Origin of the sequence: Streptomyces sp. NPDC001373 (assembly GCF_042895815.1) — a bacterium.
Classification (GTDB): Bacteria; Actinomycetota; Actinomycetes; order Streptomycetales; family Streptomycetaceae; genus Streptomyces.
Genome location: NZ_JBIAWQ010000001.1, coordinates 293007 through 310537 on the forward strand (window position 1 = coordinate 293007; position 17531 = coordinate 310537).

The 17531-nt window shown below is 71.0% G+C and carries 16 protein-coding genes, 1 pseudogene and 1 riboswitch; of the genes and pseudogenes, 6 read left to right on the forward strand and 11 right to left on the reverse strand.

Annotated features, from left to right (window positions below):
• Nucleotides 1-262: 262 nt before the first annotated feature.
• The 10 genes from ACFY15_RS01450 to ACFY15_RS01495 form a co-directional block, all read right to left on the reverse strand.
• Nucleotides 263-1114, reverse strand: a complete 852-nt coding sequence (locus ACFY15_RS01450; protein ID WP_390685445.1) for a thioesterase family protein — start codon at nt 1112-1114, stop codon at nt 263-265.
• A 61-nt stretch (nt 1115-1175) separates the two neighbouring features.
• On the reverse strand, nt 1176-1832 hold the full coding sequence (locus ACFY15_RS01455; protein WP_390685444.1) for a trimeric intracellular cation channel family protein: 657 nt from the start codon (nt 1830-1832) through the stop codon (nt 1176-1178).
• A gap of 241 nt (nt 1833-2073) precedes the next feature.
• Nucleotides 2074-3156: an ABC transporter ATP-binding protein gene (locus ACFY15_RS01460; RefSeq protein WP_390685526.1), complete on the reverse strand. Its 1083-nt coding sequence runs from the start codon at nt 3154-3156 to the stop codon at nt 2074-2076.
• A 5-nt stretch (nt 3157-3161) separates the two neighbouring features.
• The gene (locus tag ACFY15_RS01465; protein ID WP_390685525.1) at nt 3162-4223 is read right to left on the reverse strand and encodes an ABC transporter ATP-binding protein; all 1062 of its coding nucleotides are present in this window, start codon (nt 4221-4223) and stop codon (nt 3162-3164) included.
• A gap of 32 nt (nt 4224-4255) precedes the next feature.
• A complete protein-coding gene (locus ACFY15_RS01470; RefSeq protein ID WP_042811653.1) occupies nt 4256-5257 on the reverse strand; it encodes an ABC transporter permease in 1002 nt (333 codons plus the stop codon).
• Between the two features lie 161 nt (nt 5258-5418).
• Nucleotides 5419-7128, reverse strand: coding sequence for an ABC transporter substrate-binding protein (locus tag ACFY15_RS01475; RefSeq protein WP_390685524.1), 1710 nt, complete (start codon nt 7126-7128; stop codon nt 5419-5421).
• Between the two features lie 94 nt (nt 7129-7222).
• On the reverse strand, nt 7223-8215 hold the full coding sequence (locus ACFY15_RS01480) for an ABC transporter permease (protein ID WP_358892284.1): 993 nt from the start codon (nt 8213-8215) through the stop codon (nt 7223-7225).
• 635 nt (nt 8216-8850) lie between these two features.
• On the reverse strand, nt 8851-9591 hold the full coding sequence (locus ACFY15_RS01485; protein WP_390685443.1) for an enhanced serine sensitivity protein SseB C-terminal domain-containing protein: 741 nt from the start codon (nt 9589-9591) through the stop codon (nt 8851-8853).
• Between the two features lie 62 nt (nt 9592-9653).
• A complete protein-coding gene (locus ACFY15_RS01490; RefSeq protein ID WP_390685442.1) occupies nt 9654-10388 on the reverse strand; it encodes an enhanced serine sensitivity protein SseB in 735 nt (244 codons plus the stop codon).
• Between the two features lie 114 nt (nt 10389-10502).
• The gene (locus ACFY15_RS01495) at nt 10503-11117 is read right to left on the reverse strand and encodes an AAA family ATPase (protein ID WP_390685523.1); all 615 of its coding nucleotides are present in this window, start codon (nt 11115-11117) and stop codon (nt 10503-10505) included.
• Between the two features lie 283 nt (nt 11118-11400).
• A riboswitch (glycine riboswitch) is annotated at nt 11401-11504 on the forward strand.
• A gap of 154 nt (nt 11505-11658) precedes the next feature.
• Between ACFY15_RS01495 and gcvT the strand changes: the two genes are divergently transcribed.
• From gcvT to ACFY15_RS01525, 6 genes are all read left to right on the forward strand, one after another.
• On the forward strand, nt 11659-12774 hold the full coding sequence (gcvT, locus tag ACFY15_RS01500; protein WP_390685441.1) for a glycine cleavage system aminomethyltransferase GcvT: 1116 nt from the start codon (nt 11659-11661) through the stop codon (nt 12772-12774).
• 94 nt (nt 12775-12868) lie between these two features.
• Nucleotides 12869-13249, forward strand: coding sequence for a glycine cleavage system protein GcvH (gene gcvH / locus ACFY15_RS01505; protein WP_045949756.1), 381 nt, complete (start codon nt 12869-12871; stop codon nt 13247-13249).
• Nucleotides 13250-13266: 17 nt separating this feature from the next.
• Nucleotides 13267-14523, forward strand: a complete 1257-nt coding sequence (gene glyA / locus ACFY15_RS01510) for a serine hydroxymethyltransferase (protein WP_042811644.1) — start codon at nt 13267-13269, stop codon at nt 14521-14523.
• A gap of 258 nt (nt 14524-14781) precedes the next feature.
• A complete protein-coding gene (locus ACFY15_RS01515) occupies nt 14782-16164 on the forward strand; it encodes an L-serine ammonia-lyase (protein ID WP_390685440.1) in 1383 nt (460 codons plus the stop codon).
• A 176-nt stretch (nt 16165-16340) separates the two neighbouring features.
• Nucleotides 16341-16748 carry an SsgA family sporulation/cell division regulator gene (locus ACFY15_RS01520; protein ID WP_390685439.1) on the forward strand — a complete coding sequence of 136 codons (408 nt, stop codon included), beginning with the start codon at nt 16341-16343 and terminating at the stop codon, nt 16746-16748.
• A 92-nt stretch (nt 16749-16840) separates the two neighbouring features.
• On the forward strand, nt 16841-17356 hold the full coding sequence (locus tag ACFY15_RS01525; protein ID WP_390685438.1) for a hypothetical protein: 516 nt from the start codon (nt 16841-16843) through the stop codon (nt 17354-17356).
• Between the two features lie 12 nt (nt 17357-17368).
• Here the strand turns inward: ACFY15_RS01525 and ACFY15_RS01530 are convergent.
• Nucleotides 17369-17458: pseudogene (locus tag ACFY15_RS01530) on the reverse strand (flavodoxin family protein); the annotation flags it as partial.
• Between the last annotated feature and the right edge of the window lie 73 nt (nt 17459-17531).

Here is a 17531-nt window from a genome sequence, read left to right on the forward strand (position 1 = left end):
GCGGTTGGTCCGACCGCTGCGGGGCCGGGGCGGCGGCCGGAGGCGCCCCACGCGGCGCCGGCCCGCCCACCGGCGCCGCTTGGGGCACCGGCCCGGCCACCGGCCGCGGTCGGCGCCGGTCGTCACCTTCCCGTCTGCCCCGCGGTGCGTGGCCCGCCCTCTCGCCGCACCGGGCAGGAGAGCGGGTACGTCCGGTACGAGGTCTTCCCCCCGGCGCACCGAGAGCACGCACCGGGCGGCCGCGGGAAAGTGATGACAGGCCCTAGCGCGGCGCCCGGGCCAGCTGGCGGGACTGGGCGACCAGGCGGTCGGCCGAGTCCCAGACCTCCGCGTCCTCCTCCAGGAAGCCGCCCGCCAGGTTGCGGGTGACGATGCCGATGCGGAGGGGACCCGGGGCCGGGCGGTGGCGGACGTGGGTGGTGAGTTCGACCGTCGGGGCCCAGCCCAGGAGACCGAGGTCGAAGGCGGTCGGGGGCAGGGCGTCCACCGCGAGCAGCAGCGACAGCGGGTCCGCGTCGCGGCCGTCCGCCAGTTCGAACCAGGCCCGCATCTCGCCCTTGCCCGACGGCGCGCCGACGGCCCAGCCCGCCGTCGCCGGGTCCAGCCGCAGCCGGAGCCGGTCCACGATGGCGTTGCTGCCGGGGATCGGGGCCGGGCCCGCCTCGGCGCCGAGGCAGTCCTCGTAGGCCGGGATGGCCGGGGGCAGCGCCACGGTGTGGACGCTGTCGGGGAGCGAGGAGAGGTCTCCGTAGGAGGCGAGGACGCGGATGCGCTCGACCTCGGCGCCGCTCTCGTCGTACTGGAACAGCGAGGCCTGGCCGGTGGAGAGGGTGCGGCCGATCCTCACGACCTCGGTGCGGATCACGGCGGGGCCGGGCACGGAGGAGGTCAGGTAGTGGGCGGAGACGGTGAAGGGGTCCGGGTGCGGCAGGGCCGCCGACAGGGCCCGGCCGACCAGGGCCAGCAGATAGCCGCCGTTGACGGCGGTGATGATCGTCCAGCCGGCGGAGAGCTCCGCGTCGTACACACCGGGCTCGCCCGCGCGGGGCGTGACGGTGGTGTCGCGGTCGAACTCGCTGTCGCCGATGGATGCCTGGGCCGCTGCGTGTGACATGGCGACGACGGTACACGCGCAAGCTACTAAGCGGTAGCTTTTGTTTTGGGGGGTGGAGGGCCTAGGGTTCTTCGGCCACCGAGGAGCGGCGGTTCCAGGCCAGCGGGGCGCGCCAGTGGTACTGCATGGCGAGGATGCGCAGGACGAACGTGGTGACGATCGCGAGGGCGGTCGTCATGGCGTTCAGGACGCCGAAGCTGATGAAGAGGGCCACCATCGAGGCGCCGACGACGGCGGGGACGGCGTACATCTCGCGGTCGCGCAGCAGCGAGGGGACCTCGTTGGCGAGGACGTCGCGCAGAACGCCGCCGCCGACGGCGGTGGCCACGCCCAGGGCGGCGGAGGAGGTCAGCCCGAGTCCGTACTCGTAGGCCTTGGTGGTGCCCGACACGCAGAACAGGCCGAGGCCGGCGGCGTCGCAGACGTTGATGGCGCGGTTGATGCGCTGCACCTCGGGGTGCAGGAAGAAGACGAGCGCGGCGGCGAGCAGGGGCGTGACGAAGAAGCTGAGCTCGCCGAAGGCGGCGGGCGGGACGGCGCCGATGCAGATGTCGCGGAAGAGGCCGCCGCCGAGGGCGGTGACGAGCGCGAGGACGGCGATGCCGAAGACGTCGAAGTTCTTGCGGACCGCGAGGAGGGCGCCGGCGAGGGCGAAGACGAAGATGCCGGCGAGGTCCAGGGCGTGCTGGACTCCGGGCGGGAAGAGATCGTGGAGCACGCCTCATTGTCGCCCGGCGGGCGAGGGCGCTGGGACAGGAGCTCCGCCGGTGGGTGGGGCGGGGCCGGGGGCCGCTGCGCGGAGCAGTCCCCCCCGACCCGCCCTTTCACCGCTTCTCCCCCGGCTACCGCTGACAGGCGCCCCCTGGCGGGGCTGGAAGACCCCGGGGCTCCGCCCCGGACCCTCCCCCGGCTACCGCTGGGGGTACCCCCACGCCTCAAACGCCGACGAGGCTGGAGGGTCAGGCGCCGGCGGGGCTGGATCCCGCTGCGGCCGGGGCGGCCTCCGCGTTCTCCGGGTGGTGGCAGGCGACCTCGTGGCCCGTCTTGAGGGCGACCAGCGGCGGGTCCTGGGTCTTGCAGACCTCCGTGGCCTTCCAGCACCGGGTGTGGAAGCGGCACCCGGCCGGCGGGGAGATCGGCGAGGGGACGTCGCCCTTGAGCAGGATGCGGCCGCTCTTGGCCCCGCGCCGCCGGGGGTCCGGGACCGGGACGGCGGAGAGCAGCGCGTTCGTGTACGGGTGCATGGGCGACTCGTACAGGGACTTGCGGTCGGCCAGCTCCACGATCTTGCCGAGGTACATCACCGCGATGCGGTCCGAGACGTGCCGGATGACCGACAGGTCGTGCGCGATGATCACGTAGGTCAGGCCGAGCTCCTGCTGGAGGTCGTCCAGCAGGTTGACCACCTGGGCCTGGATCGACACGTCCAGCGCCGAGACCGGCTCGTCCGCGACGACGAGCTTCGGCTTGAGGGCCAGGGCGCGGGCGATGCCGATGCGCTGGCGCTGGCCGCCCGAGAACTCGTGCGGGTAGCGGTTGTAGTGCTCCGGGTTCAGGCCGACCAGGGACAGGAGGCGCTGGACCTCCGCCTTGACCCCGCCCTCCGGGGTGACCCCCTGGAGGTTGAAGGGGGCCGAGACGATCGCACCGACCGTGTGACGCGGGTTCAGTGAGCCGTACGGGTCCTGGAAGATCATCTGCACGTCACGGCGCAGCGGGCGCATCTGGGAGACGCCCAGGTGCGTGATGTCCTGGCCCTCGAACTCGATGCGTCCGCCCGTCGGCTCCAAGAGACGGGTGATGAGCCGGCCCATCGTCGACTTGCCGCAGCCGGACTCGCCCACGACGCCGAGCGTCTCACCGCGCCGGACCTCGAAGTCGATCCCGTCGACGGCCTTGACCGCTCCGGTCTGGCGGCGCAGCAGCCCCTTGCTGATGGGGAAGTGCTTGACCAGGCCGGAGACCCTCAGGAGGGTCTCCGGCTCGGAGGGCTTCGCGGGGGCGGGGGTGGAGGCGGAGGCGGGGTCGGTGTCCTTCTTCATGTCGGTCACAGCTTCGGCGCAATCTCTTCGGTCCAGATCCGGGTCCGCTCCTCCTGCGACATGTGGCAGGCGGACCAGTGCCGGCTGCCGTCCTCGGTGAGTTCGGGGCGCTGGGTGCGGGTGATGCCGCCCTTGGGCACGTCGGCGTAGGGGCACCGGGGGTTGAAGGCGCAGCCGCTCGGGATGTTGATCAGGCTGGGCGGCGAGCCCTTGACCGGGATCAGCCGGTCGGTCTGGTCGCGGTCGATGCGCGGCATGGAGCCGAGCAGGCCCCAGGTGTAGGGGTGCCGGGGCTCGTAGAAGACCTTCTCGGCGGAACCCCGCTCGACGCAGCGGCCGCCGTACATCACGAGGAGGTCGTCGGCCATCTCGGCGACCACGCCGAGGTCGTGCGTGATCATGATGACCGCGGAGCCGAACTCCTTCTGGAGGTCGCGGATCAGGTCGAGGATCTGCGCCTGGACGGTGACGTCGAGGGCGGTGGTCGGCTCGTCCGCGATGAGCAGCTCGGGGTTGTTGACCAGCGCCATCGCGATCATCGCGCGCTGGCGCATACCGCCGGAGAACTCGTGCGGGTAGGCGTCCACGCGCTGGTGGGGCTCGGGGATGCCGACGCGGTCGAGCATCTCCACGGCCCGGGTGCGGGCCGTCTTCTTGTCGACGTCGTGGTGGGTCCGGTACGCCTCGATGATCTGCTTGCCGACCGAGTAGTACGGGTGCATCGCGGAGAGCGGGTCCTGGAAGACCATGGCCATCTTGCGGCCGCGCAGCCGGCGCACGTGGTCGGCGTCGGCGCCGACGAGTTCCTCGCCGTCGAGGACGACCTCGCCCGAGATGTGCGGGCGGCTGCGGGCGTTGCCGGTGCGGTGCAGGCCCATGATGGCCAGCGAGGTGACCGACTTGCCGGAGCCGGACTCGCCCACGATGCCGAGGGTCTTGCCGCGTTCGAGGTCGAAGGAGAGGCCGTCGACGGACTTCACGAGGCCGTCGTCGGTCGGGAAGTGCACCTTCAGGTCGCGCACGGAGAGGAAGGGTGCCCCGTCGCGCGGGCCTCCCTGCTCGGGCACGAAGGCGGGCGCGCCGTTGTTCTGGTTCTCGGTCACGTCAGCCTCACGCGCGGGTCGATGACGGCGTACAGAAGGTCCACGATCAGGTTGGCCAGCACCACGAACAGCGCGGCGAGCAGGGTGACGCCCATGATCACGGGGAGGTCGCCCTGGCTGATGGCGGCGACGGCCGCCGTGCCCAGGCCCTGGAAGTTGAAGGTGGTCTCGGTCAGCACCGCGCCGCCGAGGAGGCCGCCGAGGTCCAGGCCGAACATGGTGACGATCGGCGTGAGGGTGGAGCGCAGGGCGTGCTTGCGGATGACCACGCCCTCCTTGAGGCCCTTGGCGCGGGCGGTGCGGATGTAGTCCTCGCCGAGGACCTCCAGCATGGTCGCCCGGGTGATGCGGGCGTAGGTCGCGGCGAAGAGGAAGGCGAGGGTGACCCAGGGCAGGATCAGGCTGTTGAGCCAGGCCAGCGGATCCTCGGTCAGGGGTTTGTAGTTGGAGACGTCCAGCCAGCCGAGGCTGTAGACGAAGATGGCGGGGGCCACCATGCCGGTGAAGAAGATCGGCAGGGAGACGCCGGCGAGCGCGCCGACCATCACGGTGCGGTCGATGGCGGTCCTGCGTTTGAGTGCCGAGACGACGCCGGTGGCCACGCCCGCGATCACCCAGATGACCGCCGCGCCGAGGGCGAGCGAGAGGGTGACCGGGATGCGGTCCATCATGGTCTGCCAGACGGGCGCCTCGGTCTTGAAGGAGTAGCCGAAGCACGGGGCCGCGCAGTGGGTGACGCCCGTGCCGCCGTCGTAGTCGCGGCCGGCGAAGATGCCCTTGACGAAGAGCAGGTACTGCTCGGAGATCGGCTTGTCGAAGCCCATCTTCACGCGGATGCCCGCCAGGGCGGTCTCGTTGGTCTCGCGTCCGGCGTACATGAGCGCGGGATCGCTGCCGGTCAGCTTCGGGACCGCGAAGAAGATGCCGAAGGTGACCACGGAGACCACCAGCAGCGTGGCGGCGACGTTGAAAAGCCGCCGTATGAGGTAGACGAGCACTGCAGTCGGCCGCCCGGCGCGGGTGGCCGCCGCCCCTCGTGGGGGTCGGCGGCCACCGCCTGCGGCCTTCACCTGCCCTTCGGACTAGCGCATGTGCGGTGAAGGCACTTGCCTGTGGTGTTACGTGGTACGTGACGACTCGGGCCGGGGGCCGGCCGGTGTTACTGCTTGATGCCCACGGTGGCGAGGTCGATCTTGCCGAAGGACTCGTTGAAGTAGACGTTCGTCAGGCGCGGGTTGTGGTACACGAGCGCCTTGTCGAAGTTGATCGGGAGGTAGAGCGCCTTCTCCATGACCTTCTTGTTGATGTCCGTGTAGAAGGGCGCGGCCTCTTCCGGAGTCTTGGTGGCGGCCGTCTTGAACAGGCCGTTGATCTCCGGGTCGTTGATCATCGTGTAGTTGTTGTTGCCGTTGGGCAGGATGAACGATCCGTCGACCAGCGGCTGGAGGAAGCCCGAGCCGGAGTTGTAGTCGGCGCCCCAGCCCATGACGATGATGCCGTAGCCCTTCTTCTTCACGTTCTCGGGCGAACCGATCACGGAGGAGTTGAGCTTGCCGTCGTACTGGTCGATCGTCGCCTTGATGCCGACCTTGGCGAGCGAGGCCTGGAGCGACTCGGCCGTCTTCACCTCGGGCGCCTTGTTGTTGCGCACCGCGATGGTGGTCTCGAAGCCGCCCTCCTTGCCACAGGCCTTGAGGGCCTCCTTGGCCTTGGCCTCCTGCGGCTTGCCCTTCGTCAGACCGAACGGGTCGTAGGCCTTGTCCGAGCCGGGGACGCCGGGCGGCAGCATGTTCGCGCCGAGGTCACCGCTGGTCGGGCCGCCGCGGGCGGTCTGCAGGGACTTCGGGTCGGCCGCGTAGATGACGGCCTTGCGGCACTCGATGTTGTCGAACGGCGCGACCGTCGTCGGGAAGGCGAAGTAGCGGATGTAGCCCGTGAACGGGTTGTCCGCGTTCTTCTTGAGGTTCGCGTCCTTGAGGATCTTGTTCTTGGCGGCCTGCTGCACACCGGTGCCGTCGATGGCGAGGTCGATGTCGCCGGAGAGCAGGCGCTGGTCCATGTCGTCCGGGTTGGTGGTCACCGTGAAGGAGACCTTGTCCGGCAGGCCCTTGCGGATCGGGTCCGTCTTCGGGTCCCAGTTCTCGTTGCGGACGAAGGTCGCGCCCTTGCCGGCGGTGAAGCTCTCCACCTTGTAAGGACCGGTGGAGACCGGCTTGTTGGTGTAGGTGGCGCCCGTGTCCTTGCCCACCGGGACCGGCGAGGAGGTCGGCATGGCCAGCAGGTAGCTGAAGTCGGCGTTGGCGCTCGCCAGGTTGAAGACGATCGTCTTGTCGTCCGGCGTCTGGACGGACTTCAGGCCCATCTTGTCCGGGTCGGTGTCCTTGTACGGGCCGGGGTACTTCTGGCCCTGGTCGAGGACGTCGATCAGGTAGGTCGGGCCGCCGGACAGCACGTCCTGCGCGAAGACGCGCTCGATGCCGTACTTGACGTCCTTCGAGGTGATCGGCGTGCCGTCCTCGAACTTCACCCCGTCCTTGAGCTTCAGGGTGTAGGTCTTGCCGTCGTTGGTCACGACCGGCAGGGCCTCGGCGAGGTCCGGAACGGCCTTGGTGCCGTCCTTGCCGGGCTTCGCGTCGTAGGCGAGCAGGCTGCGGACGTACAGGCGCTGCAGGTCCCAGACGAAGCCGTAGTAGGCGCGGGCCGGGTCCAGGTAGTCGACGTCCTGCGGGGACCAGAGCTTGAGCTCGCCGCCCTTGGCGTCGGAGGCGTTGACCACGCCCTCGGCGGCACCGCTGTAGCCCTTGCCGCTGTCGGCGGCGTCCGTCTTGTCGTCCTTCTTGTCCCCGCCGCCACCGCACGCGGCGGTCATCGACAGGGCGGCGATCACGGCGGCGATCGCGAGGGCCTGCTTTCTGCGGATCACGGTTGTCCAACCTCCATAGGTGGTGAATCGAAGAAGCGGTTCAGCTGCCCTTGGGGTCGAGCGCGTCACGCAGCCCGTCCCCGAAGAGGTTGAACGCCAGGACGGTGATGAAGATCGTCATACCGGGGACCACCATGTACATGGGGTCGTCCTGGTAGATGGGGACGGCGTCGGAGAGCATCTTTCCCCAGGAGGAGGTGGGCGGCTTGACGCCGGCACCCAGGAAGCTGAGGGCCGCCTCCGTCAGGATGTTGGTCGGGATGATCAGCGTGGTGTAGACGAGGATCGGCGCGACCAGGTTCGGCATCAGCTCCTTGACGAGGATGTAGCCGCGGCCCGCCCCGAGGCTGCGCGCCGCCTCGACGTACTCGCGCTCCCGCAGGGAGATCGTCTGGCCGCGGACGATGCGTCCGATGTACGGCCATCCGAAGAACCCGATGACGAGGATGAGCACGCCCATCCGGACGCCCGAACCCTCGAAGCCCCAGACGGAGTTGGGGACGACGGAGACCAGGGCGATGGTGAACAGCAGCTGCGGGAAGGCCAGCAGCAGGTCCATGAGGCGGCTGATGACGCCGTCGACCCAGCCGCCGATGAAGCCGGCGAGGGCGCCCAGGAAGCTGCCGAGCACGACCGAGACGAAGGCGGCCAGGAAGGCGACGATCAGGGAGATGCGCGCGCCGTAGACGATCCGGCTGAAGACGTCGCGGCCGTTGGTCGGCTCGACACCCAGCAGGTAGTCGGAGCTGATGCCGCCGAAGGAGCCGAGCGGCGTGCCCAGGTCCGGGTCGATCAGGTCCTCGTGGAACTCGTTGGGGTCGTGGCCCAGCAGGTTCACGATCAGCGGCGCGAAGATCGCCACCAGGATCAGCAGGATCACGACCACACCGCCGGTCAGCGCGACCTTGTCGCGCTTGAGCCGCATCCAGGCGATGCGGCCGGGCGAGCGGCCTTCGATGGCCTTGGCAGGGACGTCGGCTACGGACACGGGTGCGGGCGTTTCCGCGCTCGTGTCGTGCAGTGGTGCCGTCATCGTGGTGGGGACCCCTCTCGGCCGACGGGTGGTCGGCCCATGCCCGCCGCTGTGGCGGCGTTGGTGCGGAGTGGCGCTCGGAGTGCTCGGGACACGGTGGAACGCGGGTGAGGTGCGTCGGGAGGTGCGTGAGTACTGCGAGAACTGCGGGAGGTGCAGGAAGTGCAGGAGATGCGGGAAGTGCAGGTGTGACGCGTGGAATGCGAAGACTGCGGACGTGCGGAAGTGCGGGAAGTGCTGTGCGGAACGACAAGCGGAGTGCACGTACCGAGCCGGGTCCCGGAGGACTGACCGGCTCTTGGGTGGGGAATCTTCATCGGGCGCTCGACCAGCCGCCAGACCCGCAGATGAAAGGATGCGCAACCGTGATCTGAGGCTTGAGTTCCCGTTATCCGGACTCCGGTGGCGGCTCAGCGGAGCAACACCGTCCGTTCGGTAGCCAAACGGACATGGCTCCCAACTCTGCCGAGGAGTAGGCCAATTGGACGCCCAATGGGGGCGAAATCCGGACAAGGCAAAGGCCGCCGGGAACCGTGGTTCCCGACGGCCGGAGGTCGCTTCGGACGGCCCGTCTCATGGTGCGGGCATACCCGGAAATGTCCCTGTAACAGGCTCGGTGTTCGGCCCGCGGCGGCTCAGTACGGGGCCGCCTGCCCCTCGCGGTCGTAGAAGGGCCGGGTCTGGGCGCGCAGCCACATCGCCACCGGATCGTGCTCGTCCGCCAGCGCGACCGTGCACACGGGCACGCCCTCGGGCACGACGCCGACCGACTGGCGCATCATCTCCCGGACGGACTCCAGCGCGGGCGCGGAGGCGTCGTAGAGGTCGAGGCCGACCGCGAGGTACGCCGACCCGAGCGCGGGCTGCACCCAGGCGCGGCGCAGCGAGCGGACGGCGGGCGTGCGGTGGGCGTGCTGGGTCAGCAGGCCGTAGAACTGCGGGAGCTCCAGGGCGGGCTCGGACAGCCGCAGCGGGCCGGCCGGCATCCGGTCCAGGCCGGTCGCGATCCGGCGGAGGTCCGCCCACGGGATGCCGAGGCCGCCGCCCTGGGCGTGCGGGTTGACCCACAGCCCCCAGCGGTCGGGGTAGAGGGCGCGGGCGATGTCCCGGCCCGTGACCACCTCGTAGCCGCGGTTCCAGCCGCTGGCGGCCAGCTCCTGCGGGGAGGTCACGCAGGGTGCGTAGCCGAGCCCCTCGACCTCCATGCCGCCGTACTGGGCGTCCGGTGAGCCCGGCTGCCCCTGCCAGAGCAGCATCCACAGCCGGCCCTCGGCGAGGGCGTGCAGGAATGCCTCGTAGCTCTCATAGCGCCCGGGAGTCACCTGGCGCAGCATGTGCTCGACCTGCCCGGCCGCGGCCGTGCCTGACGCACTCACCCGGTACCCCTCTTCGTCTTCGTCCGCCCGTCGTCTCCACGTCCCGAACAGCTTAAGCGGCGCTACGGGAGGTAGAAGGGGCGCACGCGCTCACGAATCCAGTCCGTGACCGGGTCCTCGGCGGCCTCCAGCAGGATCAACTGCACCGGCCAGGGCGCCGGCACGCGGGCGAGCGCCCGGCCGAGCGCCTCCAGGGGGGCGATCCGGGATCCGGCGTCCCATCCCGCCAGCTGAACGCCGATGTAGAGCTCGGGGTCCTTGCCCTCGACGCTGGCGAGGCAGCGGTGTGCGGCGGAGACGACGCCGGTGGCGCGGAACTCCTCGGCGGCGGCGGTGAGGAAGTCGACGGGGTCGTCCTGCCAGTCGGGCTCGAAGAGCCGGACGCGGGCGCCGCTGGCGGGGCCGTCGAGCTCGGTCCGGCCGGTGCGGCAGAGCTGTGCGACGGCGGCGGGCGGCAGGGGGACGCCGACCGCGCCCTCGGGGTTGACCGCGATGCCGAGCTGCGGGGGCAGGCCGCGGGCGAACTCCACGGCGGGGGCGACGGCGAAGTCCATGGCGGGGCCGGCGGCGGAGCGGAACTGGGCCTCGGAGCTGTAGACGGGGACGTACGCCTCGCCGGCGATCAGCATGGTGGGGAGGTCGAGGGAGGTGCTGTCGGGGCCGCCGCCCTGCGGGAGCGGCACCCAGAACCGGCTGCGGCCCAGGGCCTCCAGGACGCGGGGGCCGGCGTCCGGCTGCCCGAGGGCCGTCCCGAGCACCTGTTCCAACTCGTTCGCCGGCCAGCCGTTGCCCTGCATGTGCCCCTGCCTTTGTGGTGCGTCCCGTGGATGTCGCCCCGAGGCTATCCGGTACCCGGCCGCCGCTGTGCGGAGCCGTCCCCCCGCCCCGCGCCGCGGCACACCCGGGCCGGGTCAGGGCGTGAAGGTGATCCGCGTCAGGGTCGCCGCCGAGGGGCGGTCCAGGAGGGTGGTGGTGGCGCAGCCCCTCGGGGAGCGGCCCGCGGCGGCGGCCTCCAGGAGGCGGGCCACCGCCGCGCGGTGGCGGGCGAAGGCGTACGGCGAGACCCCGCGGCCGCGGGACTCCTGGCCGGCAAGGGCCTCCTCCGGGGTGGTGTCCAGCAGGAGGAGGTGGAGCCGGCTGCCCCGGCGGCGGACGGTGGCCGCCAGGAGGGCCCGGACCCAGGACTGGGTGCCGCAGTCGTGGACGACTACGGACGCGCCGGAGCGCAGCTCGCGCCACAGGGCCCAGTAGTGGGCCGCGCGTACCAGCGGGCGGTACGCCGCGTACGGCAGCGCCTGCGGCATCCGGCGCTCCCAGCGCTCGCGGACGTCCTGGGAGTCGATGCCGCCGCCGGGGGCCGCCCGCTTGATCAGCGTGCTCTTGCCACCGCCCGGCAGGCCGGACACCACCACGATGTCCCCCGCGCGAAAGCTCAGGCTCCGCGGGCTCCGGGCGGCCGATCCGCGCAGGTCGCGGACCGTGCCGGCGGCCGGGGCGGCCAGAGGCCGCACCCGGGTCCCGTCCACCGCGCCCGTACTGGTCACCACTCCGAATCTCCGCACGTGATCGTCTCCCCCCGACTCGGGCCGTGAGGGCCCTGTGCCCGCTGAATGTAAAGAGACGGTAATCCGGGCGCCCCGGTTCCGGGCGGGTCGTCCAGCACCTGGGACCACCGAAGGCCGCACCTGGGACCACCGGGACCACCGGTGCCTTTGGCGTTCCGTACGTTCTTTCGGGCCCCCCTGCCCGCTTCCGCCCGTCCCGTGGCATGATGTGCGCCATCTGGACACCAACTGCATACCGGCCGCTTGAATCCGCGCGGGAGAGTCCCGGCTGGCCGCGAGGCCGTGCCCGGGCGCCGAAGGAGCAAGTTCCTCCCTTGAATCTCTCAGGCCCCGTACCGCGTGGATGAGGCAGATCTGAAAAGCGAGCTGTCCGTCAGCTCCACCCAAGGTGCAAGTCGGCGTTCCCCCGCGTGGGAACTCTCGGCGAACCTCTCAGGTTCCGATGACAGATGGGGAGGATCGTCCTCGTCATGTCATGCCCTGGGACCCGGGAGCCACACCCATGAGCACTGCCCCCCGCCTGACCGCGCTCGACGCGCTGCACCGGTCGCTCGGTGCGACCATGACCGACTTCGCGGGCTGGGACATGCCGCTGCGCTACGCCAGTGAGCGCGACGAGCACAACGCCGTGCGCACCAAGGCCGGCCTGTTCGACCTCTCCCACATGGGCGAGATCACCGTCCGGGGCCCCGAGGCCGTCAAGGCGCTGGACTACGCCCTCGTCGGCAACATCTCCACCGTCGGCGTCGGCCGCGCCCGCTACACGCACATCTGCCAGGAGGACGGCGGGATCCTCGACGACCTGATCGTCTACCGCCTCGGCGAGACCGAGTACATGGTCGTCGCCAACGCCTCCAACGCCCAGGTGGTCCTGGACGCCCTGACCGAGCGCGCCGCCGGCTTCGACACCGAGGTCCGCGACGACCGCGAGGCGTACGCGCTGATCGCCGTCCAGGGCCCCGAGTCCCCCGGCATCCTGGCCTCGCTGACCGACGCCGACCTGGACGGCCTGAAGTACTACGCGGGCCTGCCGGGCACCGTCGCGGGCGTGCCCGCGCTGATCGCCCGGACCGGCTACACCGGCGAGGACGGCTTCGAGCTGTTCATCTCCCCCGAGCACGCCGTGGAGCTGTGGCAGGCGCTGACCAAGGCCGGCGAGGGCGCCGGCCTGGTCCCGGCCGGCCTGTCCTGCCGCGACACCCTGCGCCTGGAGGCGGGCATGCCGCTGTACGGGCACGAGCTGACCACCTCCCTCACGCCCTTCGACGCCGGGCTGGGCCGGGTCGTGAAGTTCGAGAAGGAGGGCGACTTCGTCGGCCGCGCCGCCCTGGAGGCCGCCGCCGAGCGCGCCGCCACGCAGGCCCCGCGCAAGCTGGTCGGCCTGGTCGCCGAGGGCCGCCGCGTCCCGCGCGCCGGCTTCCCCGTGGTCGCCGACGGCAAGGTCATCGGCGAGGTCACCTCCGGCGCCCCGTCCCCGACGCTGGGCAAGCCGATCGCGATGGCGTACGTCGACGCGGAGCACGCCGCGCCCGGCACCTCCGGTGTCGGCGTGGACATTCGCGGTACGCATGAGCCGTACGAGGTCGTGGCCCTGCCGTTCTACAAGCGGCAGAAGTGACCCCCGGGGTCCCCGGGACCCCTCGCCGGCGGCCCCCGTCGGCGCGCAAGACCACCGTTCGCATCCACCGCACCGCATCCAGGAGAATCAGGCCATGAGCAACCCCCAGCAGCTGCGTTACACCAAGGAGCACGAGTGGCTGTCGGACGCCGTCGACGGCGTCGCGACGGTCGGCATCACGGCCTTCGCCGCCGACGCGCTCGGTGACGTCGTCTACGCCCAGCTCCCCGAGGTCGGCGACACGGTCACCGAGGGCGAGACCTGCGGCGAGCTGGAGTCGACGAAGTCGGTCAGCGACCTGTACTCCCCCGTCTCCGGTGAGATCGTCGAGTTCAACCAGGACGTCGTGGACGACCCGGCGCTGGTGAACTCCGCCCCGTTCGAGGGTGGCTGGCTGTTCAAGGTGAAGCTCTCGGAGGAGCCCAAGGACGCGCTGTCCTTCGACGAGTACACCGCCCTCACCGCCGGTAACTGACACCCCAGGGGATCCTGATGTCCGTTCTGAACACCCCCCTCCACGAGCTCGACCCCGATGTCGCCGCCGCCGTCGACGCCGAGCTCGTGCGCCAGCAGTCGACCCTGGAAATGATCGCGTCGGAGAACTTCGCTCCGGTCGCCGTCATGGAGGCCCAGGGCTCGGTCCTGACCAACAAGTACGCCGAGGGCTACCCGGGCCGCCGCTACTACGGCGGCTGCGAGCACGTCGACGTGGTCGAGCAGATCGCGATCGACCGCATCAAGGCGCTCTTCGGCGCCGAGGCCGCGAACGTCCAGCCGCACTCCGGTGCGCAGGCCAACGCCGCCGCGATGTTCGCGCTGCTGAAGCCGGGCGACACGATCATGGGCCTGAACCTGGCCCACGGCGGTCACCTGACCCACGGCATGAAGATCAACTTCTCGGGCAAGCTCTACAACGTGGTCCCGTACCACGTCGACGAGTCCGGCCAGGTCGACATGGCCGAGGTCGAGCGCCTCGCCAAGGAGTCCAAGCCGCAGCTGATCGTCGCCGGCTGGTCCGCCTACCCGCGCCAGCTGGACTTCGCCGCCTTCCGCCGGATCGCGGACGAGGTCGGCGCGTACCTGATGGTCGACATGGCCCACTTCGCGGGCCTGGTCGCCGCGGGCCTGCACCCGAACCCGGTGCCGCACGCCCACGTCGTCACCACCACCACGCACAAGACCCTCGGCGGTCCGCGCGGCGGTGTCATCCTGTCGACGCAGGAGCTGGCCAAGAAGATCAACTCCGCGGTCTTCCCGGGTCAGCAGGGCGGTCCGCTGGAGCACGTGATCGCGGCCAAGGCGGTCTCCTTCAAGGTCGCCGCCTCGCCCGAGTTCAAGGAGCGCCAGGAGCGCACCCTCGAGGGCGCGAAGATCATCGCCGAGCGCCTGGTCCAGCCGGACGTCACCGAGGTGGGCGTCTCCGTCCTCTCCGGCGGCACCGACGTGCACCTGGTCCTGGTCGACCTGCGCAACTCCGAGCTGGACGGCCAGCAGGCCGAGGACCGGCTCCACGAGATCGGCATCACGGTCAACCGGAACGCCATCCCGAACGACCCCCGCCCGCCGATGGTCACCTCGGGTCTGCGCATCGGTACGCCGGCGCTCGCCACCCGCGGCTTCGGCGCCGAGGACTTCCGCGAGGTCGCCGAGATCATCGCGCAGGCCCTGAAGCCGGCGTTCGACGCGGACGACCTCAAGGCGCGCGTCTCCGCGCTCGCCGCGAAGTTCCCGCTGTACCCGTCGCTCTAGCGGCGGGCCAGGAGGGGGTCCGGCCTTGTACCGCACAGGGCCGGGCCCCTTTCTGTCTTCTTCCCCGCCCCCCTCCCCCGCCGGGGCACCGGAACGCGAGCCGGCTCACGTCCGCCGGACCCTTCCATGAGCCGAAACGTTCATCTCCACGCGTTACGCTCGTCTGCCGGACGAAATCCGCAGATCCCCCCTGCACCACCCCGCTCCACCCACACCCCTGCCCCTCTCCACCCCACGAGCCGACAAGGGAGTCCGCCAGTGGCCATCTCCGTCTTCGATCTCTTCTCCATCGGTATCGGCCCCTCCTCCTCCCACACGGTCGGCCCGATGCGCGCGGCGCGCATGTTCGTGTCGCGCCTGAAGAAGGACGGCGTCCTCGCCCAGACCGCCTCCGTGCGGGCGGAGCTCTTCGGCTCCCTCGGCGCCACCGGCCACGGCCACGGCACCCCCAAGGCGGTCCTGCTGGGCCTGGAGGGCCACTCCCCGCGCACGGTGGACGTCGAGACCGCCGACGACGAGGTCGAGCGGATCCGCCGCACCGGGAAGCTGCGCCTGCTCGGCACCGAGATAGGCGATGTCCACGAGATCGACTTCGACGAGCCGAGCCAGCTGATCCTCCACCGCCGCCGCTCGCTGCCGTACCACGCCAACGGCATGACCCTCTTCGCCTACGACGCCTCCGGCGCCCCGCTGCTGGAGAAGACGTACTACTCGGTCGGCGGCGGCTTCGTCGTGGACGAGGACGCGGTCGGCGAGGACCGGATCAAGCTCGACGACACCGTGCTGAAGTACCCCTTCCGCTCGGGTGACGAGATGCTCCGCCTCGCGAACGAGACCGGCCTGTCGATCTCCTCCCTGATGATGGAGAACGAGAAGGCCTGGCGCACCGAGGAGGAGATCCGCGAGGGCCTCCTGGAGATCTGGCGGGTCATGCAGTCCTGCGTCTCGCGCGGCATGTCCCGCGAGGGCATCCTCCCGGGCGGGCTGCGCGTCAAGCGCCGGGCCGCGGCCACGGCGCGCCAGCTGCGCACCGAGGGCGACCCGCTGCTGCACCGCAGCGAGTGGACGACCATCTACGCGATGGCGGTGAACGAGGAGAACGCGGCGGGCGGGCGCGTGGTGACCGCCCCGACCAACGGCGCCGCGGGCGTCCTGCCGGCCGTCCTGCACTACTACGTGAACTTCGTGCCCGGCGCGGACGAGGAGGGCGTGGTGCGCTTCCTGCTGGCCGCGGGCGCGATCGGCATGCTGTTCAAGGAGAACGCCTCCATCTCGGGCGCCGAGGTCGGCTGCCAGGGCGAGGTCGGCTCCGCCTGCTCCATGGCGGCGGGCGCCCTGGCCGAGGTGCTGGGCGGCTCCCCGGAGCAGGTGGAGAACGCGGCCGAGATCGGCATGGAGCACAACCTGGGCCTGACCTGCGACCCGGTCGGCGGCCTGGTACAGATCCCGTGCATCGAGCGCAACGGCATGGCGGCCGTCAAGGCGGTCACGGCCGCGCGGATGGCGATGCGCGGTGACGGCAGCCACAAGGTCTCCCTGGACAAGGTGATCAAGACCATGAAGGAGACCGGCGCGGACATGAAGGTCAAGTACAAGGAGACCGCGCGCGGCGGCCTCGCGGTCAACGTCATCGAGTGCTGACCTGATCGACGCAGCGTGACGAGGGGCCCGGCGGGTGCGCCGGGCCCCTCCGCGCGTCCGGCGAAAGAGGTCCCCCGGCCCGCCCGGGTCGGGACCTTCGGCCCCCGGGCGGGGGGCGGTCGGTGCACTAGCGTGCTGCGGGGGGCGCTGTTACCCCGCGAAGAGAGGCAGCCGCCATGGCCATCACCGAACACCGTGTACTGCCGATGCGGCTGGAGGCCGCACCGACGGCGGTCCCCCTGGAGGGCGTCTTCGTCTACCGCACGGACCGGCCCTACGAGGTCGCCGTGGAGTTCCGGGGCGGCGGTGCGCGGATAGCCCGCTGGGTGTTCTCGCGGGAGCTGCTGATCGACGGGCAGACCTCCGCCACCGGGGAGGGCGACATACAGGTGTGGCCGCGCTGGACGGGCACCGAGCCGCGGGTCCTGCTGGCCCTGACCAACGGCGAGCACGGCTGCGTGGTCTCCGTGCGGGCCAAGGACCTGCGCGGGCTGTGCCGGCGGATGACCGAGCTGGTCCCGCGCGGGCAGGAGCACCGCCAATACGACCTGGACGCCGAGCTGAGCGCGCTGCTGACCTTCTGAGACCGCCGGGCGGTCCCGTGCAACCACCGGGCCCCCGGGAATGTCATACCGGATGACAGTAAGTCCCCGTCTCAGAGGATCGGGGGGACGCCATGCGTCACCACCCGCACCGCCGCCGGATCGTGGCCCTGGCCATGGGTGCCCTGCTGACCGCAGGGCTCGCGCTCGCCGCACCGGCCTCGGCCGCCGCCCCGGCGGCCGTCCGCTCCGACACCCCGCTGGTCGTCAACGCCCGCTGGGGCGGTCACTGCACGTACGACCGGATCGTCGTCGACCTCCAGGGCTCCGTGCCCCCGTTCACCGTCACGCCCGTCTCCCAGCTGGTCTACGACGGGTCGGGCAAGCCCGTGCCGCTGCCGGGGAAGTACTTCCTGGAGATCCGCCTGCACCCCGCCGCCGGCCACGACGACGCGGGCAACAACGTCTACCTGGGGCCCAGGCTCCAGCAGATCGGCCTGAGCAAGCTCAAGGGCCTCGCCCTGACCGGCGACTACGAGGGGTACGTGGCCTTCGGCGCCGCCTTCGACACCGAGCCCGCCTACAGCACCTCCGTCCTGCACGCGCCCGAGCGGCTCGTGGTGGACGTCGCGCACCCGAACACCTGCTGAGGACCCTCCCCAGCGGTATTCCGGGTTCGGGAAGTCGAAACGGCAGCCGGCGTCCCGTGCGGAGCGCTGGTTGCCGTGGGCGGGGACGCCTCCGGCGCGCTTGCGCTCGCCCGAGACCAGCAACACCGAGGGCCGTCCGGGGGAGGAAACGGAATTCGGCCATCCGATCGGCCGG

Bases quoted from the DNA above. Each gene is read 5' to 3' on its own strand.
- ACFY15_RS01450 (WP_390685445.1), bottom strand. From the start codon at position 1,114: ATGTCACACGCAGCGGCCCAGGCATCCATCGGCGACAGCGAGTTCGAC.
- gcvH (WP_045949756.1), top strand. From the start codon at position 12,869: ATGAGCAACCCCCAGCAGCTGCGTTACACCAAGGAGCACGAGTGGCTG.
- glyA (WP_042811644.1), top strand. From the start codon at position 13,267: ATGTCCGTTCTGAACACCCCCCTCCACGAGCTCGACCCCGATGTCGCC.
- ACFY15_RS01520 (WP_390685439.1), top strand. From the start codon at position 16,341: ATGGCCATCACCGAACACCGTGTACTGCCGATGCGGCTGGAGGCCGCA.
- ACFY15_RS01490 (WP_390685442.1), bottom strand. From the start codon at position 10,388: ATGCAGGGCAACGGCTGGCCGGCGAACGAGTTGGAACAGGTGCTCGGG.
- ACFY15_RS01480 (WP_358892284.1), bottom strand. From the start codon at position 8,215: ATGACGGCACCACTGCACGACACGAGCGCGGAAACGCCCGCACCCGTG.
- ACFY15_RS01525 (WP_390685438.1), top strand. From the start codon at position 16,841: ATGCGTCACCACCCGCACCGCCGCCGGATCGTGGCCCTGGCCATGGGT.
- ACFY15_RS01475 (WP_390685524.1), bottom strand. From the start codon at position 7,128: ATGACCGCCGCGTGCGGTGGCGGCGGGGACAAGAAGGACGACAAGACG.
- ACFY15_RS01460 (WP_390685526.1), bottom strand. From the start codon at position 3,156: ATGAAGAAGGACACCGACCCCGCCTCCGCCTCCACCCCCGCCCCCGCG.
- gcvT (WP_390685441.1), top strand. From the start codon at position 11,659: ATGAGCACTGCCCCCCGCCTGACCGCGCTCGACGCGCTGCACCGGTCG.